Annotated in this window: 22 protein-coding genes and 3 pseudogenes; 9 read left to right on the forward strand and 16 right to left on the reverse strand. The window is 62.6% G+C overall.

All coding sequences use genetic code 11. The features are described 5' to 3' along the window. Positions 1 to 401 precede the first annotated feature (401 nt). Both AB4Y77_RS22100 and AB4Y77_RS22105 read left to right on the forward strand, forming a co-directional pair. A pseudogene (locus AB4Y77_RS22100) lies at positions 402 to 548 on the forward strand (agmatine deiminase family protein); the annotation flags it as partial. Between the two features lie 12 nt (positions 549 to 560). Continuing rightward, positions 561 to 2099, forward strand: coding sequence for an APC family permease (locus AB4Y77_RS22105; protein WP_311214898.1), 1539 nt, complete (start codon positions 561 to 563; stop codon positions 2097 to 2099). 114 nt (positions 2100 to 2213) lie between these two features. Here the strand turns inward: AB4Y77_RS22105 and AB4Y77_RS22110 are convergent, their stop codons facing one another. From AB4Y77_RS22110 to AB4Y77_RS22160, 11 genes are all read right to left on the reverse strand, one after another. Further along, complete coding sequence (locus AB4Y77_RS22110) at positions 2214 to 2759, reverse strand: AMIN-like domain-containing (lipo)protein (RefSeq protein ID WP_311214899.1); 546 nt, start codon at positions 2757 to 2759, stop codon at positions 2214 to 2216. Between the two features lie 215 nt (positions 2760 to 2974). Then, on the reverse strand, positions 2975 to 3277 hold the full coding sequence (locus AB4Y77_RS22115) for a DUF4193 domain-containing protein (protein WP_207596486.1): 303 nt from the start codon (positions 3275 to 3277) through the stop codon (positions 2975 to 2977). 126 nt (positions 3278 to 3403) lie between these two features. Beyond that, positions 3404 to 3607, reverse strand: a complete 204-nt coding sequence (locus tag AB4Y77_RS22120) for a hypothetical protein (protein WP_442015361.1) — start codon at positions 3605 to 3607, stop codon at positions 3404 to 3406. Positions 3608 to 3670: 63 nt separating this feature from the next. Beyond that, on the reverse strand, positions 3671 to 4888 hold the full coding sequence (gene lhgO / locus AB4Y77_RS22125) for an L-2-hydroxyglutarate oxidase (protein ID WP_442015362.1): 1218 nt from the start codon (positions 4886 to 4888) through the stop codon (positions 3671 to 3673). 154 nt (positions 4889 to 5042) lie between these two features. Next, positions 5043 to 5522, reverse strand: coding sequence for a DUF805 domain-containing protein (locus AB4Y77_RS22130; RefSeq protein WP_311214902.1), 480 nt, complete (start codon positions 5520 to 5522; stop codon positions 5043 to 5045). Positions 5523 to 5744: 222 nt separating this feature from the next. Continuing rightward, positions 5745 to 7295, reverse strand: coding sequence for an o-succinylbenzoate--CoA ligase (gene menE, locus AB4Y77_RS22135; protein ID WP_442015363.1), 1551 nt, complete (start codon positions 7293 to 7295; stop codon positions 5745 to 5747). A gap of 12 nt (positions 7296 to 7307) precedes the next feature. Beyond that, positions 7308 to 8633, reverse strand: a complete 1326-nt coding sequence (locus tag AB4Y77_RS22140) for an MFS transporter (RefSeq protein WP_442015364.1) — start codon at positions 8631 to 8633, stop codon at positions 7308 to 7310. Positions 8634 to 8671: 38 nt separating this feature from the next. After that, a complete protein-coding gene (locus AB4Y77_RS22145; RefSeq protein WP_442015365.1) occupies positions 8672 to 9127 on the reverse strand; it encodes a MaoC family dehydratase in 456 nt (151 codons plus the stop codon). Between the two features lie 33 nt (positions 9128 to 9160). Beyond that, positions 9161 to 10399: an acyl-CoA dehydrogenase family protein gene (locus AB4Y77_RS22150; protein WP_442015366.1), complete on the reverse strand. Its 1239-nt coding sequence runs from the start codon at positions 10397 to 10399 to the stop codon at positions 9161 to 9163. Positions 10400 to 10409: 10 nt separating this feature from the next. Continuing rightward, on the reverse strand, positions 10410 to 11300 hold the full coding sequence (locus AB4Y77_RS22155) for an amidohydrolase family protein (protein WP_442015367.1): 891 nt from the start codon (positions 11298 to 11300) through the stop codon (positions 10410 to 10412). A gap of 2 nt (positions 11301 to 11302) precedes the next feature. Beyond that, entirely contained in the window at positions 11303 to 12256 is a 954-nt protein-coding gene (locus AB4Y77_RS22160) for an SDR family NAD(P)-dependent oxidoreductase (RefSeq protein WP_442015368.1), read from the reverse strand. Between the two features lie 139 nt (positions 12257 to 12395). Here AB4Y77_RS22160 and AB4Y77_RS22165 point away from each other — a divergent pair, with 139 nt between their 5' ends. The 4 genes from AB4Y77_RS22165 to AB4Y77_RS22180 all read left to right on the forward strand — a co-directional run bounded on the left by AB4Y77_RS22165 (position 12396) and on the right by AB4Y77_RS22180 (position 14624). Then, a complete protein-coding gene (locus AB4Y77_RS22165) occupies positions 12396 to 12854 on the forward strand; it encodes a MarR family winged helix-turn-helix transcriptional regulator (protein WP_311214907.1) in 459 nt (152 codons plus the stop codon). Between the two features lie 191 nt (positions 12855 to 13045). Then, entirely contained in the window at positions 13046 to 13447 is a 402-nt protein-coding gene (locus AB4Y77_RS22170; RefSeq protein ID WP_396136344.1) for a HipA domain-containing protein, read from the forward strand. Between the two features lie 188 nt (positions 13448 to 13635). Then, on the forward strand, positions 13636 to 13851 hold the full coding sequence (locus tag AB4Y77_RS22175) for a hypothetical protein (protein WP_311214909.1): 216 nt from the start codon (positions 13636 to 13638) through the stop codon (positions 13849 to 13851). A 41-nt stretch (positions 13852 to 13892) separates the two neighbouring features. Beyond that, positions 13893 to 14624 carry a DUF72 domain-containing protein gene (locus AB4Y77_RS22180; protein ID WP_442015369.1) on the forward strand — a complete coding sequence of 244 codons (732 nt, stop codon included), beginning with the start codon at positions 13893 to 13895 and terminating at the stop codon, positions 14622 to 14624. Between the two features lie 26 nt (positions 14625 to 14650). Here the strand turns inward: AB4Y77_RS22180 and AB4Y77_RS22185 are convergent. Further along, positions 14651 to 15111: pseudogene (locus AB4Y77_RS22185) on the reverse strand (GatB/YqeY domain-containing protein). 106 nt (positions 15112 to 15217) lie between these two features. After that, positions 15218 to 16500 (reverse strand): annotated as a pseudogene (locus tag AB4Y77_RS22190) (NAD(P)/FAD-dependent oxidoreductase). Between the two features lie 126 nt (positions 16501 to 16626). Between AB4Y77_RS22190 and AB4Y77_RS22195 the strand changes: the two are divergent. Next, a complete protein-coding gene (locus AB4Y77_RS22195; protein WP_442015370.1) occupies positions 16627 to 17412 on the forward strand; it encodes a histidine phosphatase family protein in 786 nt (261 codons plus the stop codon). Continuing rightward, on the forward strand, positions 17396 to 18310 hold the full coding sequence (locus AB4Y77_RS22200; protein ID WP_442015371.1) for an NAD(P)H-hydrate dehydratase: 915 nt from the start codon (positions 17396 to 17398) through the stop codon (positions 18308 to 18310). Before AB4Y77_RS22195 ends, AB4Y77_RS22200 begins: the two co-directional genes overlap by 17 nt. A 59-nt stretch (positions 18311 to 18369) precedes the next feature. Here AB4Y77_RS22200 and AB4Y77_RS22205 read toward each other — a convergent pair whose 3' ends face one another. The 3 genes from AB4Y77_RS22205 to AB4Y77_RS22215 all read right to left on the reverse strand — a co-directional run bounded on the left by AB4Y77_RS22205 (position 18370) and on the right by AB4Y77_RS22215 (position 22452). After that, a complete protein-coding gene (locus AB4Y77_RS22205) occupies positions 18370 to 20028 on the reverse strand; it encodes a RecQ family ATP-dependent DNA helicase (protein WP_442015372.1) in 1659 nt (552 codons plus the stop codon). A 42-nt stretch (positions 20029 to 20070) separates the two neighbouring features. Continuing rightward, the gene (locus AB4Y77_RS22210) at positions 20071 to 20766 is read right to left on the reverse strand and encodes a dihydrofolate reductase family protein (protein WP_442015373.1); all 696 of its coding nucleotides are present in this window, start codon (positions 20764 to 20766) and stop codon (positions 20071 to 20073) included. Between the two features lie 126 nt (positions 20767 to 20892). After that, positions 20893 to 22452 (reverse strand): glycoside hydrolase family 32 protein, encoded by a 1560-nt coding sequence (locus AB4Y77_RS22215; RefSeq protein ID WP_442015374.1) that lies wholly within the window; start codon positions 22450 to 22452, stop codon positions 20893 to 20895. 327 nt (positions 22453 to 22779) lie between these two features. Here AB4Y77_RS22215 and AB4Y77_RS22220 point away from each other — a divergent pair, with 327 nt between their 5' ends. Then, on the forward strand, positions 22780 to 24216 hold the full coding sequence (locus tag AB4Y77_RS22220; RefSeq protein WP_442015375.1) for a GH32 C-terminal domain-containing protein: 1437 nt from the start codon (positions 22780 to 22782) through the stop codon (positions 24214 to 24216). The last annotated feature ends 25 nt before the right edge of the window (positions 24217 to 24241 follow it).

Raw genomic sequence — 24241 nt, forward strand, 5'->3', positions numbered from 1 at the left:
GACCAATCAAATCACCACTGATGGTCCCAGCTTGATCCACCCCTTGAGACAAAGCAGGACGAGGCACAGCGGACAACGCCGTCTTCGCTTGCCTCTCCCGGATCTGCTTCATACCCCCAACTCTCGCAGGAGGCACAGACATTATTAGACCCTCCGCCCAGCCCAGTGACCGAGCCACCCCCGGGACCAGACACCAGTCATGAATGAAAGTCCTCCGGTTCGCACCTTGCGCTTTGGGAGTGACTCCCGTCATACTAAATGAACGCTATTCATTTGGTGATTGTCATCTCACCGGAGTACATGCCGCCATGATTGAAACCACCCGCCTCGAAGTCCCCCGTTCCCGGACGCGCATCGAGCCCTCCACACGTACCCCCGTCATCATCGAAGTCCCCTGCAGCCTCAACAACCCCATGGACGGGAAAGCCCTCCGCGCCCTCGCCGATGCCTACCCGGGCCGACGCGTGGTCGGTGTTGACGCACGCGACCTCTTCGCACGCGGCGGCGGCATCCACCGCATGACACAGCAACAGCCTTCGGCCATCTAGAAAGGGCCTCACATGAGCCAGACAATCCACCGCAGCGGCAGTGACGCTGCTACGTCGCACGACATCAGCGGCAAGGGACTGAAGACGGGGCAGTTGGGGCTCCTCGCCGTCGTCGTTCTTGGCATTTCAACCATCGCCCCGGCATACACGCTGACGGGTGCCCTTGGCCCCACGGTCAACGAAGTCGGGCTGCAACTGCCGGTGATCTTCCTGATCGGCTTCATCCCGATGATCCTGGTGTCGCTCGCCTACAGGGAACTCAACGCAGATTCCCCGGACAGCGGCACCACGTTTACGTGGGTCACCAAAGCGTTCGGCCCGTGGGTGGGTTGGATGGGCGGCTGGGGCCTGCTCGCCGCCAACATCATCGTCCTGTCCAACCTGGCTGGCGTCGCGGTCGACTTCTTCTACCTTTTCCTGGCGCAGGCAACGGGATCACCAGAGCTCGCCGACCTCGCCTCCAACAAGCTACTGAACGTCGCCACGTGCTTCGTCTTTGTGGCGTTGGCGGTCTGGATCAGCTACCGCGGCCTGCACACCACCAAGATTGTGCAGTATGGATTGGTGGGCTTCCAACTGCTGGTCCTGGGGCTTTTCGTGGTCATGGCATTCGCCAACTGGTCCACGTCCGAGACCGCTGTTCCCTTCAGCTGGGACTGGTTCGACGTCACCAAGATCGAAACCTTCGGCCAGATCGCGGCCGGCATCTCGTTGTCGATCTTCGTCTACTGGGGCTGGGATGTCTGCCTGACCGTGAACGAGGAAACCGCCAACGGCAAGAAGACCGCCGGACTTGCCGGCACACTCACAGCCGTCATCGTGCTGGGCATCTACTTGGTGGTCACCATCGCCACCATGATGTTTGCAGGTGTGGGTGACACAGGAATCGGCTTGAACAACGAAGAAAACCACGCCAACGTCTTCACCGCACTCGCATCACCGGTCATGGGCCCGTTCGCAATCCTCATGTCCCTCGCCGTGCTCTCCAGCTCCGCGGCCTCCCTTCAGTCCACCTTCACGTCGCCGTCACGCAGCTTGCTGGCCATGGCGCACTACGGCGCCCTGCCGGAACGCTTCAGCCACATGAGCAAGAAGTTCTCGACGCCGGGTTTCGCCACCATTGCGGCCGGCGTCCTGTCCGCGGGCTTCTACGCGGTGATGCACGTGATCAGCGAGAACGTCCTGAACGACACCATCCTGGCCCTGGGCTTGATGATCTGCTTCTACTACGGGCTCACGGCCATCGCCTGCGTCTGGTACTTCCGGAACAGCGTGTTCGCCAGTGGCCGGAACTTCTTCCTGCGGCTCGTATGCCCGTTGTTCGGTGGCGTAGGCCTGTTCGTGGTGTTCCTGCAGACTGCAGTGGACAGCTGGGCCCCGGAGTTTGGCAGTGGCTCGGAGATCTTCGGAGTGGGACTGGTATTCGTCCTCGGCATCGGCATCCTGGTATTGGGCGCCGTGGTCATGTTGATCATGTCCCGCGTCCGGCCCGGGTTCTTCCGCGGCGAGACCCTCCGGAAGGATACCCCGGCTTTGGTGGTGCCTGAATAGGGCTCCCTCGGGATAGCTAGCGATTATCGAAAACGCTGAAAAGCGGCCAGTTCACCCGGAAAGTTCCGGCGAACTGGCCGCTTTCGTATGTTCTTGGCGACCCTGCGGCTTCAATCACCAGCGATGGGCGACGTCCACTACCAGACGGGAGCCGCCGTCGGGCCCGTCCAGGGTGAAGACCCTGAACGGAAGCCGGGCACGCACACCCAACCCAATGCTCGTGGTGCCCTCAAAGCTCCCGGCATAAACCACTTGGCGGAAGGTCTGGTAGCCGGAGACGTTGGAGAGCTCCGCTTTGGCTGCGGGCAGGTAGGTGGGCTCGCTGTACTGGTTATACGACGGCGCCGTCACCACCACTTGCAGGTCCGCGTCACCGATCACCGGGATGGGGTAGCCGGTGGCATCCTGGATGACTACCGGCACATAACGCACGGAATAGCCGGCCACTTTGCCCGTCATATCGATCACCAGGCGGTCGAAACACGGCTGTTGGCCGGTGCGGACGTTGGTGACGTTTGCGGAACTCATGTCGGGGTCGGCCTTGGCCAACGAACCCCAGGAAATTCCGCAGTAGGTTGCGGCCGAGGCTGGCCCCGGCGCCGCAAGACCGAGCCCGGCGGCAACCATGACCGCCGCTAGACCCGCTCCAATTTTCCTCATTTTTTGTGCCCCCTTCAGGCGAAGTTGATACTTCAACAGTAGGAGGGCAGAAGCCGCTTTGGGCCGGTCGTGGCCGCTTCGGCGCATAACCGTTAAAGGGGCAACAAGGTGATCACGGGAGGGTCGCCAAAGACCGCATTTACGGCCGACGCAGGCAGTTTTCAGAGTCTTCGCACCCATGTTCGTGATCGAAGATAACGAGACCCGGGCGTTATCTATCCTTCGCAGTCCTTGCAGAACTTGAGGCCGTTCTTTTCGAGCGCAATCTGGGACCGGTGGCGGACCAGGAAACAGGAGCCACAGGTGAATTCATCCGACTGCTCCGGGACAACGATGACGGTCAGTTCTTCACCGGAAAGATCAGCACCGGGAAGGTCGATTCCTTCGGCAGTATCGTTTTCTTCGACATCGATGACTGCAGTCTGTGCAGCGTTGCCACGGGATGCCTGAAGAGCCTCAAGAGATTCAGCCGGAGAGTCTTCTTCGGTCTTGCGCGGGGCGTCGTAATCAGTAGCCATTGAGGGTTCGCTTTCGTTGCTGCATAGTGCCTATTCCGGCACCTCAGTGAAGCAGTTTAGGGCATAGTACCCGCCTTCAACGAATAGTGTGCCCAACGCAACATTCAGCAGCTTTTCGCGCGTTCTCTATGGTTCTGGATGCACCCTGGCAGTGTGCGATTGGATGGCCTGGGCGCCGGCTACTGTCACGCCGCTCAGCGCGGGCAGCCACGCCAGACGGTGCTCTTCCCCGGCCTCCATTTCAGTGCAGTCCAGGACGTAGGCGGCCTCGATCCAGGCCCCCAGGGTGGTGCCGATTCGGGTTGCAAGCGAGGCCAGTGAAGCGATCATGCGGCAACCGTATCCAGCCCTGATGTGGAGGCGGTTTCGGCTGCGTCACCGGCGTGTTAACTGTCAGTCCTGCAGCGCTTGCTCCACGATGTACTCCGCGATGGCCATCGACGACGTCGCCCCCGGCGATGGTGCGTTACGCACCAAAACCGCGTCCCGGCGTCGTGCAATCACAAAGTCGTCCACCAGCGAGCCATCACTGTTCATGGCCTGTGCGCGAACGCCACGGGTGCCAGGCAGGATGCTGGCGCCTTCCAAGGACGGGACAAAGCGCATCGCCTCGCGGATGAATTTCTTCCGGCTCACCACGGTCTGGAATTCCCGGACCGCCGACGGCACATTCTGCCGGGCAAAATTCCAGAAGCCCGGAAAGAGCGCGTAGTTGGCAACATCGCGCATCTTCACCTCGTTCCAGGCATAGGACTCCCGCCCGAAGGCGATGAACGCATTGGGGCCAAGCATCATTTCGCCGTCGATCCGCTTGGTGAGGTGGACGCCGAGGAACGGGTGTTTGGGGTCCGGCACGGGATAGATCAAGCCCTTCACCTGGTGCCGGGCTTCCGGGCCCACCAAGTAGTACTGGCCGAAGAACGGGACGATTTTCGGGGTCGCCGGCTCGCCGGTCGCCTCAGCCAGACGATCAGACTGGAGCCCCGCGCACGCCACCACCAGGTCATAGTGCTCCCCGCCGTCTTTGGTGGTCACCACTACCCCACTGGGCTGCTGCTCCAGCGCCACAACTTCCTGCCCCAGCCGGATGGTCCCGCCCATGGCTCGAACGTCATCGGCCAGCGCCTCGGTGATGGCCGTGTAGTCGACGATCGCCGTTTCCGGCGAGTGCAAGGCAGAAAGTCCGACGGCGTTCGGCTCCACCTCGCGTATCTGCCCGCCGCTCAGCATCCGCACTCCGGGGACACCGTTGGCTGTGGCCCGGGCGAAGATGGTGTCCAAACGGGTGGATTCCTCCGGTGTTTGGGCGATCACCAATTTGCCGCAGGCCTCATAGGGAAGGTTCTTCGTGGCACAGAATTCCTGCAGCAACTCCACGCCCCTGCGGCACAGCCTTGCCTTCAGCCCGCCGGGCTCGTAGTAGAGGCCTGCATGGACCACGCCCGAGTTGTGGCCGGTCTGGTGTGCCGCCAGCCGGTTTTCCTTCTCGTAAATGGTGACCTGGACGCCGTCGAGTGTGGTGGCGAGCTCCCTGGCCACCGCAACACCGATGATCCCACCGCCCACCACGGCGCAATGCCTGATGGTTCTCTTGCGTGGAGGGTTGGGCATGGCACTCCTCGTCCTTTGGGCTCGGTCCGCGTCAGTCACAGCATGTCATGACCGCTGTGGCGGAACGGTGAAGGGGGACAAAGAGGGTACGAAAAAGGGCGGCTCACGAGATGCCGCCCTTTTCGTTGGAGCAAATTACATAGTGCTTGGCTGACTATGCAGTCGGCTGGTCAAAACGCTGGCCGGCCGGGTTGGACGGCAGAAGCGAGAGCACCAAGACGACGATCGGCACAATAACGAGCAATGCCAGCCAGCCACTGAGGTTGGCGTCGTGGAGACGGCGAACCAGCAGGGACAGGGATGGAATGAGAACTGCCAGGTAGAAGACGAAGATCAGGATCAGGCCCACTACAGCACCCGGACCAGGAACGGTTCCGCTGCTGGTTGCGGTAGCCCCGGCTGCGCCGAGAATGCCGGTGAGGATCTGAAGGACGAAGCCCACAACACCCAGAACCAGTGCCACCCACCAGTATTCACTGCGGCTGGCGCGGCCGCTGAACGCGGTGTACTTCTTGAAGAAACGCTTGACGGCGGCACCGATCGGAGCGCCGTAGTAAGGAGCCCACAGCGGCGGTTCGCCGGCCTGTGCGGCGTAGGGCTGGGTCTGCTGCGGTTGTTGCGGGTAAGTGCTCATTGGTATATCCCCCGGGGTTAGGTGTGAGTCGTTACGATGCGTTCGTACTCAGGTGATGAGTCGTGCCTATCGTAATGCCCCGGAGCCGAATTAGGCAGTTCGATGGAGGAAATTAACCCGGATTTAGCTTGGTAACGGAATGTGTCCGCCGGTAGCTGCCTCTCAGATGCGGCATCACCCCACAGTAAAGACATCGATTTCCACTGAGCCTGGCCGGCGGCATCACAGGGCGTAGTGCTTCCGCAGGTCCGTCTTTCGGATCTTGCCGCTGGCAGTGCGGGGCATTTCCTCGACGAACACCACTGACTTGGGGATCTTGTACCGCGCCAATCGGCCGTCGAGATGCGAGCGTAGTTGCTCCTCGGTCAGGGAACTTCCGTCCCGCAAGGTGACGATGGCGCGGGGCACTTCACCCCAAGTGTCGTCGGCAACACCAATCACCGCCACGCTCCCTACAGCGGGCAGCTCCGCGATGGCGGCCTCCACCTCGGCCGGGTAGATGTTCTCGCCGCCCGAGATGATCATGTCCTTGATCCTGTCGGACACGAACAGGAATCCTTCCCCGTCCTGGTAGCCCATGTCGCCGGAGCGGAACCATGAGGAATCCGCGTAGCTGTCTACTGTGGCTTCCGGGCGGTTCCAATACTCCTTGATGACATTTGGTCCGGAGATCTGGATTTCCCCTACCTCGCCCATGGGAGCAACGCCGCCCATCGGATCGGCGATCCGCACGTCTGTGAAGAAGTGCGGCAGCCCGGCAGATCCGGCCTTCTCCTTGGACCGCGATAACGGCAGCATCGTTGCACCAGGCGCGGTTTCGGTCATGCCATAGCAGCTGGTAAACCCGATCCCCCGCTGCTCATAGGCCTCGAGGACCCGGTTCGGTACCGCCGAACCACCGCAGGTGAGCTTGTCCAGGGAGGTGAGATCCGCCGTCGACCATCCGGGATGGTCACAGAGCATTTGGAAGGTGGTGGGCACGCCGTTGAGTGTGGTGACTTTGTGCTTGCCCACCAGTTCCAGGACCCGACCAGCGTCGAACTTCGCTTCAAGCACCACCTTGGCTCCCTTGAGGAGCATGGGAAGCAGACCCATGTCCAGGGACGCCACGTGGAACAGCGGCGAGATCATGAGCGCTACATCGTTGCGGTTCAGGTCCATATCCACCACTGTGTTCATGCAGTTCCACGTGATATTGCCGTGCGTCAGGAGCGCGCCTTTGGGTTTGCCGGTGGTGCCGGACGTGTAGAGGATCATGGCGGCGTCGTCCAGCGTCACGGTCTCATCGAGCGGCGCCGCGGTTGCAGCGTCAAGCACCTCGCCATAGTGCTCGACGCCGGACGGCAGCGTATGAGCGGAACCGTCAGTGCCGTCGTCGGGCGCCACTACAAGACGGTGGGTTACCACTGTGTCCGTCACGGACGCGGAGGCCACGACGTCCAGGGCCCCGGCATTGATCAGGAGCCGCGCGCCGGAGTCCTGCAGTTGAAACTGCAGCTCCGGAGCCGCCAAGCGGGTGTTCAACGGCACGAAGATCGCGCCCAGCAGCCCGCAGGCGAAGAACGTCTCCACAAAAGACGCATGGTTCTCACCGAGGTAGGCCACGCGGTCCCCGTTGGTCACTCCCCTGTCCCTCAGGGCGTTGGCCAGGCGGTCGGTGCGATCGGCGAGCGCGTCGTAGCTCAGCGTTTGATCACCTGAAATGAGGGCCGTTGCGGTTCCGGACTTGCGGCGGCGACGGTGCAGCCAGGATCCAACTCCGTTGTTGTCCATGGTGCGCTACTCCTAACTGACCGTTGAAAGGTCGTTGTTCTTAGACTCCCGCGTCAGCAGGATGAAGACAATCGACACCAGCGACATGACGGACAGGAACACCACCACGGGGACGATGCTCTGGCCGGAGTCCTTGTAAAGGCCGGCGACGATGCCTGGGGTGAAGCCTGCACCGATCAAGGTGGCCAACTGGTAGCCGACTGCCGCGCCGGTGTAGCGGTTGGTGGTGCCGAACTGCTCGGACACGAACGCGGCGAGGGGTCCGTAGAGGGACGAGTGCAGGATGAGAGCCACGGTGAAGGCCAGGAAGACCAAGGCGATGTTGCCCGAGCTGAGCATCCCGAACATGGGGAACAAGTAAAGGATGAACAGCGCCAGGCCTGTCACCATCACCGGGCGCCGGCCGAGGCGGTCGGACAACCGGCCTCCCAGCAGCACGAACAGGATGGAGATGGCGGAGGCTCCCGCGAAGGCATAGAGCACGCCCTGCTGTGGTGCGCCCTTGGACACTGCATAAGTCACGGAGAACGTGGGCAGTACAACCTGCAGTCCGAAGCCGGCGGCACCGGCAAACATGATCATGATCAGTGCTTTGGGACGCTTCAGAACTTCCAGCAGCGGGATCTTGCGCTTGGCCCCTTGGGCACTTTCCTTAGCCACGGCCTCGGCGAAGATGGGGCTTTCGGACACCCGCAACCTCACGAACATGCCCACGATCAGCAGCACGAAGGACAGCAGGAACGGCACACGCCAGCCCCACGCCAGGAACGCGTCCTGCGGGAGGGCGGAGAAGATGCCCGTGACCACAGTGCCCAGGACAGCCCCGGTGGGTGCGCCCGCGTTCACGAATGACGCCGCAAATCCGCGCCGTTTCGGATCGGAGTGTTCCAGGGCCATCAGCGCGGCCCCACCCCATTCACCGCCGACGGCGATTCCCTGGCAGACACGCAGGACTACCAGGATCACGGCTCCCCACGGGCCAATGACGTTGGCTCCCGGAATCAGGCCGATCAACGTTGAGGCGATCCCCATCATCGCCATGGACACGATGAGCATGCCCTTTCGCCCTACGCGGTCCCCGAAGTGGCCGAAAATGATGCCGCCCAAAGGACGGGCAACATAGCCCGCCGCGAACGTGGCATAGGCAGCAACCACGCCAACCCATTCGTCGGTGCCCGCGAAGAAGACTTTAGGGAAAGCGACCGCTGCCGCTGTTGCGTAGAGCAGGAAGTCGTAGAACTCGATGGTGCTGCCCAGATAGCTGGACATGATGACCGTGCGCGCTTCTTTGCGCTTGGCGGCCGTGCTCGGCTGTGCGAGCGCAGTGTGTCCTGACATGGCTGTTCCTTGGGAGAGGAGGGAAGGGGACTGGATCTTTACTTGTAGAAGCGGGCCAGGAATTCGGCCACGACGGCGGGGCGCTCCTGGCCTTCGATTTCGATGGTGGCGTTGACCTTGATTTGGGCGCCGCCTTTGACCTCGGTGACCTCGGCGATGCTGCCGGTCATACGGACCTTGGACCCGACCTTCACCGGGGAAGTGAAGCGGACTTTGTCCAGGCCGTAGTTGACCTTTGTGGTGACGCCTTCGACGTCGAACAGTTCGCCCCAGAACGGGATGATCAGGGACAGGGTGAGGAAGCCGTGCGCGATAGGGGCTCCAAAGGGGCCGTCCTTGGCGCGTTCGGGGTCGGTGTGGATCCACTGCTGGTCATCCGTGGCGTCGGCGAACAAGTTGATCTGCTGCTGGGTGATTTCGCGGTAGTCGGTGGTGCCGAGGTCCTTGCCGGACATGGTGAGCAGGGTGTCGAAATCGACGACGAGATTGGGCATCTTTGCCTCCTGGCAGTTGTTGTTGGAAGAGATTCAGCTGGTAAAGGCGCTGGCGCCGGTGAGAGCGCGGCCGATGATGAGGGCGTTGATCTCGTGGGTGCCTTCGTAGGAATAGACGGCTTCGGCGTCGGCATGGAAACGCGCGACGTCGGCGGCGAGCGTGATGCCGTTGCCGCCCACGAGTTCGCGGGCCAGGGCGACGGTTTCGCGCATCATCAGGGACGTCTGCATCTTGGCCAGGGCCGAGTCCTGGTCCCGGTAGATCCCCCAGCCCTGCTGCTCAGTCAGTCGCACCACCAGGGAAAGCGAAGCGGTGATGTTGCCGAGCATCCGGGCCAGTTTTTCCTGGACCAGCTGGAACGAACCCAGCGACCGGCCGAACTGTCGGCGTTCCTTCACATACGTCAAGGCTGCTTCGAACGCTCCGGCCTGGATGCCGGTAGCGATCCAGGCAACGTCCGAGCGCATCGCCCGCAGCATGGCAGCAACGTCCTTGAACGAGTTCACGTTGTGCAGGCGCATAGCTTCCGGAACCCGGACATTCTTGAGGGTGATGTGGGCGTTCTGCATCATCCGCAGCGAAGTCTTGCCGTGGATCTTCTCCAAGCTGACGCCTGTGGCGGTCCGGTCCACGAGGAACGCTTTGACTTGTCCGTCGGTGACGTCCCGGGCGAACACACACAGCACGTCGGCTGTGGAGGCTCCCCCGATCCACCGCTTGGCGCCGTCCAAAACCCATGCGCCGCCGTCGGAGCCAGTGCCGCCGTCGGAGTCTGTTCCTGTGCCTGGTTCGAAACGGGCGGTGGTGGACAGACCGCCGGCGATGTCCGAACCGTGCTCAGGTTCGGTCAGCGAGAAGACACCTTTGAGGGAGAAGTCGATGACCTTGGGCATCCACTCCTTCTGTTGCTCTTCGGAGGCACCCACCCGGATCGCTGTCCGGAACAGCCCTGCCTGGGCGGTGTACCAGGTGGCCAATGATGCGTCCGTGCGGGCGAGTTCGAAGATCCGGAAGCCGTGGAAGATTCCTCTCGCCGGGGCTTCCACGGTGAGATCGGCTGGTTCCATCACGTCAAGATCGATCAGTGGCTGAGCCAGCTGCTCGGGGAAATCGCCGCGCTCCCAGTACTCAGCCAGCAGCGGTTTCGCCTCTGCGTCAAGGAAGGTTCGCAGCCGACCCAGCACCCGGCGTTCCTCCGTGGTCAGGAGTGCCTCGGCGTCGTACCAGTCGGCGACGGAGTAGAGCCGCTGTTCCTTATCTGTTGCTGTCATCGTGGTCATCTCAGCCACCCAAACCCAGCAGTCGGACCGCGTTGTCCTTAAGGATCTTCGGACGAACTTCGTCCTTCAGTGGCAGCTCGGCGAACGCACCGAGCCACTTTTGCGGGGTGATCAGCGGGAAGTCCGTGCCGAACAGGACCTTGTCCTGCAGCACCGAATTCGACAGACGAACCAGCGATTCCGGGAAGTACTTCGGCGACCACCCGGAAAGGTCAATGAACACGTTGGACTTGTGCGTCGCGATCGAGTTTGCCTCGTCCTGCCACGGCACCGAGGGGTGGGCCATGATGACCTGCAAACCCGGGAAATCAGCGGCTACCGCGTCCAACAACAACGGATTCGAGTACGCCAGCTTGATCCCATAACCGCCCGGAAGCCCAGCTCCCATACCGTTCTGGCCAGTATGGAAAATACATGGCAAACCCAACTCCTGCAGGGTCTCCCACAGCGGGTAGAACCGCTCGCTGGACGGGTCGAAGCCCTGCAACGATGGGTGGAACTTGAAGCCACGGGCACCCAACTCAACAGCCTGATGCTTCGCCCCGGCGATCGCGTCCTCCCCCGTCCGCGGGTCCACGCTGCCGAACGGGATCAGCACATCGTTGTTCCGGGCAGCCCCGGCGATCAGTTCCGGGATGCTGTTCGGTTCATGCTTGAGCTGGGTCCGGGCGTCCACGGTAAAGACGACGGCGGCCATGTTCAGTTCGCGGTACACCTCGGCGATCCTGTCCAGCGATGGTGTCCGGTCCTCGGACTTGAAGTACTTCGCCGAGGCCTCCGTCAACGCCTCCGGGAGGGACCCGTGCCCGCAACTGTCCACTTCGAGGTGGACGTGCATGTCGATCGCCTCAAGGGCCGAGGCGTCGATGCCCAGTTCATAACGCTCGGCCATGATCAGCGCGCCTGTGCGGGTACAGACTTAGCCGGTTCGGGCTGCAGTTCGGCGGGCAATGGCAAGAATTCCTCGCCGAAGCTCTGCAGCGCCTCCGGACCAAACAGGGAGTCGGCATTGTCCTGCAAAGCCTCGTAGCTCCACCCGCCTTCGCGGTAGTCGGTGCTCGCCGCCGTCGGGTGCGTCCACACCTGCAAACGATCACCACCGGCGCCGATCGCCTGGCCCGTAATTCCAGCAGCCGCGTCAGAGGCGAGGAAGGCAATCAGCCCGGCGACGTCGTCGGCCGTTCCAAAACCGAGGTCGCGGCGGAAGAAGGACGGCATGGCCTCACCACGCTCTTCCGCTTCCACAGCCTTCTGGAAATACGGGACCGTCTTGGTCATCGCGGTGGCCGCCACCGGGATCACGGAGTTCACCGTCACCCCGGCTTTCTTCATTTCCAGGGCCCAGGTCCGGACCATGCCCACGATTCCAGCCTTGGCTGCAGCGTAGTTGCTCTGCCCGAAGTTGCCGCGCTGGCCGGTCGGCGATCCGATCGTGATGATCCGGCCCGCGACGTTGTTCTCCTTGAAGTACGCGAACGCCTCACGGACACAGGTAAACGTGCCCTTCAGATGGACGTTAATGACGAGGTCAAAATCCTCGTCCGTCATTTTCAACAGGCTCTTATCCCGCAGGATCCCGGCGTTTGTGACCAGGATGTCCAGCCGGCCGAACGCCTCTACGGCGCCCGCCACCAAGGCTTTCGCAGCATCAGTGGCCCCCACCGGAACCACCACGGCGGTGGCCCGGCCGCCGTCGGCCTCAATCTGCGCGACAGCCTCTGCAGCGGTCTCAGCGTTCACGTCATTGATCACGACGGCGGCACCCTGGCGGGCGAGTTCCCTCGCGTAAGCGAGTCCAAGACCCTGTCCGCTCCCGGTGACGATTGCAACCTTGCCGTTCAAGCTCATGGCGTGCTCCTTCGCATGCAGTAACCGGCCGAAGCCGGTGGGGCCGATCCCACTGCGTCGTGAGATCCTTGTCATGATCAATGAGAATACGGATCATTGAAAAAGTCAACGATTGTTTTTCATTACTATTGGAGTTGTCATGGGACCGCAGAGTACCGAAGTGGAAATCCCGCGCTTGGCCGCGGCCAAAATCGGGAACGACGTGGGCCTGCTGCTGGCCAAGCTTCATGCCACAGGCTCGCTCCTGAATAACAAGGCACTGGCCGACTACGGCCTCCGGGAACGGTCATTTTCCGTACTGACCCTCGCGTGCAGCGGACTGGAGCCCACGCAACGCGAGTTGGCCGATTTCCTCAGCCTGGACCCCAGCCAAGTGGTCAGCCTGGTGGACGACCTCGAACACCGCGGCTTGGTCAAACGCGCCCAAGGCAAACAGGACCGCAGGGCCAAGATCATCGTCTCCACAGCGGAAGGCCGGCGGATCCACAACAAAGCGCGGGCCGGGCTCGAAGTGTGCGAACAGACCCAGCTCGCAGCATTGACCGAGGATGAGAACGTCCAGCTGAGGGCGCTGCTCAAAAAGGCACTGTGGGGTTAAGTTGCCTTGCGGCTCCGTTCAAAATAGCCAACTAATGCTCACCAAAGAGGGCATTAACGTGCTTAGTGGCCTGTCCTGGTTCTTGACAGATTCGACCGCGTCGAGCAGCAGAGGATCGGCTATGTCTCTGCCATGACCATGCTGCAGGACAGGACGGCGCCCATGGCGACTATCTTGACCTTCTGGACGTCATCGATGAGAACTCCGAAGATGCCACCGCAGACAGAGAACAGCTTTTCCGAAGGATCGTTTTCAATATTGTTGTCAACAACACCGATGACCACCTGCGTAATCACGGATTCCTTCGGCACCACACGGGTTGGCGGTTGTCGCCTGCCTTCGATGTTAATCCGAACCCTGACGTCGATGGAGAGCACGCAACATCAATCGATGGAGCCACAAAGCGAGACGACGCAATGAAAGCCCTGCTGGCTGTTGCTGATTACTTCGTCGAATCGGGCAAACGGGACGAGATCGTGAGCGCAGTGTTTGAGTCAGTCATGGGGTGGAGAGATGCCGCTCGTGCTTGCCGCATACCCGCGGCCGAAATTGAGCTTTTCTCCCCGGTCTTTGGCACAATGCCCCGCACTTAGTACATCAACGGCCGGGCAAGGAGACGCCCCCGCCCGGCCTCCGGCACCAGAACCTACGAAACCAGTTGCACCGCGAATTTGTGGCGTCTCAGCCCTAGCCCTCACATGGACATCTGCACAGCCGTCCGCTGAGGTGGTAGGCATCTGTCCATATCGGAGCCGAACAAGGTATGTCAGGATCAGGGATCATGAACCTCCCACTCTTCCACGATCCCCTGCAGGGCAACGTCGCCGTTGACGCACCTGTGCGCGATCCCCAAGTCCGGCGCCAAACCCGCCCCGCCAGCCGTCCTGCTCGCCCAGCAACGCACGGATCCGTTCCGAGCAGGAGCGCACGCCAGCGCGAAGTAGCCAAAGTTGCCGAGGATCTCCAAGCGTTGATTGCCCGGAGCGGCAAGCTGTAACACCGGGGTTAAGGACAGTCCAGCGCGGGTACATTCACACCATGGGCATCCACATTGGCACGTCAGGCTGGAGCTACGACCATTGGGAGCACGTCCTCTATCCCCCGGGGCTGCCTGCGTCCAAGCGCCTGGCCCTGTATTCGGCCAGGTTCAGTACCGTGGAGTTGAACGCGAGTTTCTACCGTTGGCCGCGGGACACATCGTTCGCCAGTTGGCGTGACCGTCTTCCGGCCGGCTTTGCGATGTCGGTGAAGGCACCCCGCGGGCTCACCCATGCGAAGAAGCTGTACAGCCCTGAGGTCTGGGTGGAACGGATGGCCCGCTGCTGGCACGAGCTCGGCGACAAAAGAGCCGTTCTGCTGGTGCAACTGCCGCCCGGTTTCGCACGCGACGACGCCCGGCTTGACTATTTCCTGGCAGCCCTGCCCCCTTGGATCCGTGTCGCAGTCGAGTTCCGCCACGACAGTTGGGACCACTCGGACGTGTATGCGCTGCTTGAACGGCACGGGGCCGCCTACTGCATCATGAGTGGCGCCAACCTGCCGTGCATCCTCCGGGCCACCTCGCCGTTTGTCTACGTCCGCATGCATGGCCCGGACCACGAGCACCTGTACGGCGGTTCCTACTCCGATGAGGATCTTCGCTGGTGGGCGGAAAGGATTCGGGAGTGGAGCGGCTCGGGCAAGGACGTGTACGTCTACTTCAACAACGACGGCGGCGGTAACGCCGTGCGGAATGCTGACTCCCTGCGGTGGCTGCTGGGGGTCCAATGACCTGCGGGCCGACGGCCGCGCCGTGGTTAGCCCAAGCGGCCGCGTACGATCTCGCTGACCGTCTTGCCATCAAAGCGCCCTGCGACTTTCGCCGTGACAGGCTTCATCACGGCTCCGATGGAACGCATGGAAAGCTCCTGCCCATCTGCCTTCAGCGCAGCGATGGCCTCGTCCACAATGGCTTCCACTTCTTCGCGGGTCAACGCCTTCGGGAGGTAGGCCTCGATGATCTCCGCTTCTGCCACCTCGGCCGCAGCCCGATCGGTTTCGCCGGCTTCCGTGTAGATCCGGGCCGTGTCGCGACGCTTGGCAGCTTCCTTCTGAAGCAGCGAGGTGACCTGCGCGTCGTCGAGCTCCACCGGCGTCTTACCTGACTTTTCGCGGGTGGTGATCTCGCCCAGCACGTTGCGCACTGTGTCAGCGCAACCTTGTTGCCCGCTTTCATGTGGTCAACTACGTCGGCTTTCAAGCGTTCTTTGAGGGTCATGATGTTGCTCCTTGTTTCGGGATTCCTACTGCTATCTTCCCAGCTCGGCCGCACAACAAGGTCTCCCGCCCCACGGAGACAGCCTCGTACCATGGGCGGTGTGATGTTACAGGCTTGGGCCTGGTGGATCCTGCTCCGTTGGCTCTTTCTCGATGGGCCCGCTCACCACCACTTGCGCGGGGCTGTGGAGGAGATAGCCGTTGAGCCAGGAGAACAAGGCACGGATCTTTTGTTGTAGCCCGGACAGCAGCGCCAGGTGCACCAACAGCCAGGACAGGAAGGCAAGGATGCCTTGCAACTGGAGGCGCTTGCGACCCAGCTCTGCCACTGCGGCGCCGCGACCCACCATCGCCATATAGCCTTTATCCACATAGTGGAAGGGTGCCCGGCTGCCTCCGCCGAGGTCCGAAAGGATGTTCTTGGCAGCCCACTTACCAGCCTGTTGAGCCACCGAACCCAGCTGGGGCAGCTTTGCCCCCGTGGAATCGGTGATGTTGGCTGCATCTCCGATGACGTAGACGCCTTCCACGTCCGGGGCAGTCAGGTCCGGATGGACGTCGACGCGGCCCCCTCTCCCCTGGGCCAGACCTGAGCCCGCGATAAGGCCTCCCGCTTTCAGGCCGCCGGCCCACACCACGATTTGTCCAGGGACCGAGCTCCCGTCCGCCAAGGTAACGCCGTCCTGCCGGACCTCGGTGACGCCCACTCCCATGTGAAGCTGGACGCCTACCTTCTTCAAATGTTCGGTGGCGTAACTCTGGGACTTGGCAGAGAACATATTCAGGACACTGGGAACCATATCCACCAAATGCACCCGGCACCGTGCTGCGAGCTCCGGGGAGAAATACTTGCTCACCACGTATTTGACGTTCTCCGCCATCGCTCCCGCTGTCTCCACGCCAGTGGGCCCGCCTCCCACCACCACAACATCCACGGAACCGTCAGGTTCCTGTCGGCTTGGTCAAGCAATCGAGTCAGCCCGGTCCCAAGCCTGGTGGCGTCCGTGACGGAGTACAGCGGGAACGCCAACTCCTCCGCGCCCGGGGTATTGAAAAAGTTCGGAACCGCGCCCACAGCGATCACCAGAATCCGCGCGCGCAGGGTTCGGCCATCCGAGGTGGTGACCAGCCGCTCTGCCGCACTGACCGACTCCACCCTCGCGGTCAGGACTTTCACCGTCTTGTAGCGGCGGAAAACTGAACGCAGCGGCCGGGCAATGGCTGACACGCCAATTTGCGACGTCGCTACCTGATAGAGGAGCGGCTGGAACTGGTGGTAGTTGTTCGAGTCGATCAGCAAGACCCGCACACCCTTGCGTCCGAGTTCCTTGGCTGCCGCCACGCCTGCGAAGCCGGCACCGACAATGATGACTTGGTATGAGTCCTCCATGCGAGCAACTTACTTCACTCACAGTCCGGACAAAAGGGGGTTCGCATTCGCCGTCGTGCGTTTACTCTCTGGTCCTGGTGGGTACCCAGTGGGTAGTGTTCTGCATTCGGCAACGCACGCGGAGGAGTGATCTTTGTGAACGAGGACGGGTTGACGGACGCGGTGCAGGAAGCCGGTGCCGTGGAGTTGCTGCTGATCCGGCACGGTGAAAGCGAAGGCAACGTGGCCGCGACAGAGGCACGATTGGCCGGCGCGGAGATTATCGAGGTTCCGGCCAGGGATCCCGATGTGAACTTATCCGGCACGGGCCAGGAGCAGGCGAAAGCACTGGGAACGGCACTCTCCCGGATCGCCGAAGAGTTCCGGCCGGATGCCGTGGTGTCCTCCCCCTATGCCCGCGCCAGACAGACAGCGGAAATCGCCGTGGAGACTGCCGGATGGCCCGTAAAGGTCCTCACCGATGAACGCCTGAGGGACCGGGAACTGGGGATTTTGGACCGGTTGACGCGTTTGGGCGTCGAGACGCGGTACCCGGACGAAGCCGGGCGGCGGCTATGGCTGGGCAAGCTGTACTACCGGCCGCCCGGTGGGGAATCGTGGGCTGACGTCGCACTCCGCCTGCGGTCAATCCTGGACGAGCTCAACACCTTGGGAACCGGGCACCGGGTGATGCTGGTCTGCCACGATGCCGTGATCCTGCTGGTCCGTTATGTCCTGGAGGGTATGTCCGAGGACGAAATCCTTGACCTTGCTGCGACCACGTCGGTGCTGAATGCGTCGATCACCCGTTACGTGCGTCCTACGGGCGCAGGCCCCTGGGAACTGGAGAGCTTCAATGTGGCTGACCATCTGACTGAGCAGGGAGTGGCAGTGACCGAACATGCAGGGGACGCCAGTGTCCACCCGCAGTGAATCCGGTGCCACCATCCTGGTGACGCCCTCGCTGCTGCGTGACTGGCCGTTGCCGGCACCGGGTGAGGACAAGTATTCACGGGGAGCTGTGCTGGTGATCGGAGGGGCCCGGACCACGCCCGGCGCGGCGCTGCTGGCCGGCACCGCAGCGCTTCGTGCCGGGGCAGGGAAGATCACTCTGGCCGTCGCCGAGTCCGCTGCGGTGCAGATTGGCGTGGCCTTGCCTGAATGCGGAGCTGTTGGCCTGCCCGAAAACACCCACGGCTCAGTGACCGGCGAGGGCCTGGACCGCATCGCCGGCTACCTGGAGAAGGCGGACGCCCTCCTCCTTGGGCCCGGCCTGGATGACCTCGACCTCGCTGAGGCACTGCTGCGGGCGTTGCTGGAGCGGGAACAATCCGACGGCGGCGCCGGCACCGCGGGAGGACCCGCCGTCGTGCTTGATGCTTTTGCCCTGGGGGTGCTGGGCAGGATCGAGGACGAACTCGAACCGTGGCGGGGACGGCTGATCCTGACGCCCAATCCGACGGAGACCGGCATATTGCTGGGCCGGGACGTGAAGGACCTCGAACGCGACGTTGCCGCTGTGGCAGATCGGTTTGATGCAGTGGTGAGCTGCCAGGGAGTTATTGCCGAGCCGTCGGGCGCAGGCGGGAAGTTATGGAAAATCACCACGGGGTATGGCGGGTTGGGGACGTCCGGCAGCGGTGACGTTCTCACTGGCGCAGTAGCGGGGCTGCGGGCGCGGGGAACCAGCGACGCGCAGGCAGCCTGTTGGGGAACCCACCTTCACGCTGCGGCGGCGGACCGTTTGGCCAGCAAGCTCGGCCCGCTGGGTTTCCTGGCACGCGAGCTGGCCGACGAACTACCGGCCCTGATGCTGGAGCTCAACACCTGAGCTCCAGCCCTGAAGGAGCTCCCGTCCTGAAGCAGCCGCCCGGCGGCTGCCGCAGGCACCTAGACAGGCTTCAGCAAACCATGCTCGACGACGGCGGAACGGGACAGCGTTTTGTAGCCTTCCTGTTCGAACAGGACAGTGATGACATCATCTTCGTGGCGCATCACCAGGCCCTGCCCCCAGTCCTTGTGTACCACCGTGGACTGCAGGGGAAACGTCTCCCCCGCGTCCGGGGCGGGCGCCTGGTCCAGTGTGCCGTCGTCGTGCCTGTCAGCGCACGAGTCGCAGTTGCCGCATGGCTCCGGCATGTCCTCACCAAAGTAACCGAGCAGGAACTGGCGGCGGCAACTGTCCGTTTCCGCATAGCCGCGCATCATGGTGAGCCGCGACTGTTCCACGCGCTGCCGGGCCTCCGCACGTTCCACGGCACGCCCTACCAGAGTGGACACCCTGGCTTTCGAATCAAGCCGAGTTCCGCGCTTGCCCGTGCTGACGGCACCCACTTCTTCCAGCTGGTTCACCAGTGCGGTGATCCGCCGCGCGGGGAAGCCCGTGAGCGCCACCAACGCGGTCTTCGGGGCAGGAGCGCCCGCATTCTTGATGACCTTCAGCACCGCTGTGAGCGCATCGGGGTCCGGGGAATGGGTGCTGAAGAACTTACGCAGCCCCAGGTCCTCTGCCCGGTAGTGCAGGATCGCCTCGGCGGGCCCGCCGTCCCGCCCAGCCCGGCCAACCTCCTGGTAGTACGAGTCCAGAGACGCCGGAATGTCAGCATGCACTACAAACCGCACGTTGGGCTTGTCGATGCCCATGCCGAACGCCGTAGTGGCCACTACTACGTCCACTTGGTCGTCCATGAATGACTCATGGATGGTCTCGCGGTCAGTGTCCGATCTGCCCGCGTGATACGCCTCCGCACGGAGCCCGGCATCCGCCAGTTTTGCTGCGTACTTTTCGCTGTCCTTGCGGGTGGCAACGTACAGCAAACCCATCCCTTGAGCCGCGGCCAGGGAGGCAACGTGGTCCAGCACGGCTTTTCGCTTGGTTTTGTCCTCCTGGTGCCGGACCACTGTGAGGCTGACGTTCGGCCGGTCGAAGCCGCGGATCAGGACCAGCGGGTCTTTCATGCCCAGCCGTTCCACGATTTCCTCGCGCACCGGCGGGGAGGCAGTGGCGGTCAGCGCCACTACAGGTGGGTTGCCCAGCTGTTCGCGGACGGTGCCCAAATCGAGGTAGTCGGGGCGGAAGTCATGGCCCCAGGAGGACACGCAATGGGCCTCGTCCACCACGAACATGGTGATGTCCAGCGCGGCGATCCGGTCTACCGTCGCCTGCTTGGCCAGTTGCTCCGGGGCGAGAAACAGGAAGGCGGCCTTCCCGGATTCGGCCGCTTGCCAGGCGGCCTCCACCTCGGAATCRCTGCGGGAGGAATTGATGGCGACGGCGGCATGGTGGCCCAAGTCCGCTGTGAGCCCGTCAAGCTGGTCTTCCTGCAGGGCGATGAGAGGAGACACCACGACGCCGGGACGTCCAGTCTGCTGGTGCAGGTACAGTGCCGCCACTTGATAGGTGGCGGATTTGCCGTACCCGGTGGGCATGACTGCCAGGACATCCCGGCCCCCAACAAGGGCGCTCATGCCTGCGAGTTGGCCATCACGCAGTTCAGGGAGGGAAAAAGAAGACGCCGCGAGGGCGCTCAGGGCAAGGTCATGAGACATTTCGTAGGTGGCTCCGCATAGAGGTTCCTGCGGCCACTTGCATCAGCCGTGGTGACCAGCCCAGCGGAGGCGGGGACCGACGTCGTGCGCTGCCTGACCCGCTGTGGATAACGTCCTGTTGACTGCTCCCTCGTGGTGTACCCGGTAGATCAGGTGGGTCACCCGGGTGCCCGGAACAATCCCGGGCTCATCAAACAGGAGGTCGCCATCATGTGCTCCAAACCACGGGATACCGTTTCCGAGCAGCACCGGAACCAGGTCCACACGGAGCTCATCCACCACGCCGTGCCTTAAGCACTGCTGCACGACGTCGGCCCCGGCAACTCCGATTTCTCCGCCGGCGGCGAGAGCGGCGGCGCGCTCCAGTGCCGTTTCCAGGTCCCCGGCAAACTCGAAGGGTACGGGCCGGCCGTCCCGCCTGGTGGGCGGCCAATCCGATGGGGGTTCGCGGTGCGTCAACACCACAGTGGGCGATTCGTTGGGCGGATGCCCTCCCCAGCCCTTCGTGATATCAAACAGCCTGCGGCCCGAGATGAACGCCCCCTCGCGCGGAAGCGAGTCCCAGTAAGCAGCATCGGCTTCGCTGAGGTGGAACGGCACGGGGTGTCCCGGCATCCAGGTTTCAACCTCCCCCGCCTCATACCAGTCGAACAAGGGGCCCACGGTGTCATCGTAGCGGGCGATGAAGCCGTCGAGGGACATCGAAAACTGGGCCGAGACCCGGCAATTCCTATACATGACTTCAGTGTCGTGGGTGCGTGTAGGTTGTCAAGATGCGAACTCTCCAACGGACCGGAAGAACGACGGCGAGGCTTCCGCCCGCTGCAGCGTCGCCGTCGTTCTTTCCAGCATTGGGGTGCTGCCCTAGATCGGGTTCCCGAACTCGCGGATGGCGATTCCGGTGAAGTTTGCAGGACCGCCGTCAGCATAGAGGGAGATCCCCGTGTCCCCGACAGCGAAATGTACCTGCTGCGAAACCACCGAGTGCCCGGAATTCACAAAGACCTCAACACTTTGGGTGTCGACAAAGATGCGCAGGTGTACGGATCTGGCGTTGGCGTCGATGGGCGCGGCGGCACGGGTGAAAGGGGCCAGCGCATAGCCGCTCTGGTCCGAGGGTGCACGATCGACGTACAGCTCGTCGCCGTATTTGCCGATGTTCGTATGGCGGCTGCCATCCGACGAGCGGCCCACTGACACTCCAACGTTCGCGGCCGTGTCCCATGAAATGTCGAGCTCCAATTCATACGCCCGCCCGCTCCACGGCAGCACAAAGCTGCCGTTGACCGTGCGGTCCGGAAGGGTGGTGCTGGACGTGACATAGTTCGAAAGCGCCGGAACGGGCGTGCTGAGCAAGGTGTACCAGCCACCCGATTGGCGCTCAAGCCTGAGCTCGCGCGTGATGGAATTCTGTCCGTTGTAACCATCGGATGCGTCCGTGGGCACATCGCGGGCCGCGTATTTCCAGTTGTTCATCCACGCGGTGGCAAGGCGCTTGGTCTCAGGTGCTTCCACGGCCGGCCAGGTCACGGCGGCGTACCAGTCCCATCCCCAGTCAAGCCACTGCGGTGTGAGGTTGTCCGCGATGAACGCTGTACCGTTCCATGAACCTGTCCAGTAGGCAAAGGTCATGGGCAGGCCAATGCTGTAGGCGTCCATGCTCGCCCCGAACACCCAATGCCGGGTGCCGTCTCCGGCGGTCATCTCGAACAGATCCGGGCATTCGATGCCGCCGAGGGCGTGGTTGGGGAAGTCGAAGTTGGACTTCCATTGCCAATCGCGCAGGTTGGGAGAGGTGTAGAAGGCAGCGTAGCGGGCCCTGCCGATGACACAGACCCACTCGTTGCGCGTCGCGTCCCAGTGAATCTTGGGGTCGCGGAACCATTCTGCGTTCTCCACCTCGGCGGGGGTGGTGGCCGTCCGTCCGTCAGTGTTCACAATGACTGCGTCAGGCAATGCGGTAAAGGTGTAGCCGCCATCCGTAGACCAGTAAAGGTACTGTTCCTGGAATTTCCGGATGCCATCCGTGGGCTGGGTGGCGAGCGCGATCACAGCGCCCGCCCCGAAGCCGGCCGTGTTGGCGGTGTCCACTACGGCCGATCCCGACCACACCGGGAAGTCCGGCTGCAGTGGCATCACCACGCCGTGGTGGGTGTACGACACTCCGTCGCCGGTAGTCGCGTGGTCCCATCCACCCGGTCCGTTGTTCTGGCCGGAGTGAAGATAGTAGAGCTGGTAGGCGCCGTTGGTATGAACGGGACGCTGCGGATCACACAGCCAACCTGAGGGCGGAGTCATGTGGTAGATCGCCCGGAGGGACGCCTGGGCGTGGGCCGCCACGGGGATGGCGCTGCTCATGAACAGTGCCAAGGCACCAACTCCTGTACCTTGCAGGGCGGTGCGGCGAGAGATGTCATACGTCATTGATTCGTTTCCTCTCAGTGTTTGGCGGGCGCGACGACCTGCCAAACGTCATGGTGATGAACGTGCGGGGCCGTCGGGTAGGGTCCCGGGCAGCCTGGTACTGCACGTCGTAGGAGGTACTCATGGCCGGGTTCGGACGGCTCAGCATCGAGCGGTCCGGTGAGTCATCGGCTACGCAGGACATTAGCGGCGGTCGTTTCGCCGGTCAAGCGTTTTAGCACCATAATTTTGGCGGAAAACAAAAAATGCTAAAACGCTTGATCGCCGCGATATTTCACGCTAACTTACGAGTGATCAAACGCTTTAGCAGAATGGACATCACTGCCGATGAAACACTCAGCCTTCTTCCAACCCTCCGACGGATGGGTTGGGGACCTGATTCCTTTCGAGAAGGACGGGGAGTTCTGGCTCTTCTACCTTCACGAAGACCGCTCGGACCCCAAGCCTGGAACCTCCTGGAACCTCGTCACCACCAAGGACCTCACGCAATGTGAAAACCACGGCGTCGCCCTGCAGCACGGAAGCGAAGCCGACCTGGACTTCAACGCCTACACAGGCAGCGTCGTGGTGGACGGGTCCGGCGTCCACCACCTTTTCTACACCGGTCAAAACCCCCGGAACGTCGGGGCCGACGGCGCACCCCTCCAGTTGGTCATGCACGCCACCAGCACCGACGGCATGCGGACCTGGCAAAAGCATCCGGAACTGACTTTCGGCGCTCCGGACGGTTACGAGTCCGGTGACTGGCGAGATCCCTTCGTGTTCTGGGATGACAGCAAGTCGCAGTGGAGGATGCTGCTGGCCGCCCGGCACTCCACCGGTCCGGAACGCCGCCGCGGCGTGATAGCCCAGTGCGTGTCCACTGACCTGATGACCTGGCAGCACACCGAACCGTTCTGGGACCCACGCCGGTACATTACCCACGAATGCCCGGATGTCTTCGTCTGGGGTGACTGGTGGTACATGGTGTACTCCGAGTTCTCGGAATCGTTCACCACCCGTTACCGCATGGCCAAGAGCCCCGACGGCCCATGGACGGTGCCGGACCTGGACAGCATCGACGGCCGCGCCTTTTACGCCTCAAAGTCCGCCGAGCGCGACGGTCGCCGGTTCTTCTTTGGCTGGATTGCCACCAAGGAAGGCAACACCGATCATGGGCCATGGCAGTGGGCCGGCACCATGTCCGTGCTGGAAGCCCGCCAAAACCCGGACGGAACCCTCGGATTCTCCTTTGCCGATGAGCTGGTAGAGAGCTTCTGGGATGACGTCCCGGTGTCGCTGACCGGTGCGTTGCCTGCCCGGCTCGATGTGCCCGACGGCTACACCGCCTTGGTGTCCGACCAGGAGTTGCCCGAGCAGTTTTACGCCAAGGTGGAGCTGGACATCGCTGCGAACACCACCGAGTGCGGGTTGCTGCTCCGCTCAAGCCACGACGGCGACCATTCCTACGTCCTCCGCCTGGAACCCAAGCGTGGCCGGCTCGTCTTCGACCGCTGGCCGCGCGCCATCACCGGCGATGCGCAGTGGCACGTTTCCGGCGACGTCCCGTTCGACGTCGAACTTGAGCGGCCCTGCGACCTCACCCCCGGCGTGCACACGCTTGAGGTCGTCGTCGACGGCGACATTTGCGTCGCCGTCGTCGACCGTCAAGTGGCGCTCAGCGCCAGGATGTACGACCTCACTACCGGGCGGATCGGCGTCTTCGCCGGCGAAGGATCCGTCGCTGTCACCGAACTTGACATACGCCAACGTACCGACAACTGAATATCCCGCACCCCACCCCAACCTC

Source organism: Paenarthrobacter sp. YAF11_1, assembly GCF_052113445.1.
GTDB lineage: Bacteria > Actinomycetota > Actinomycetes > Actinomycetales > Micrococcaceae > Arthrobacter.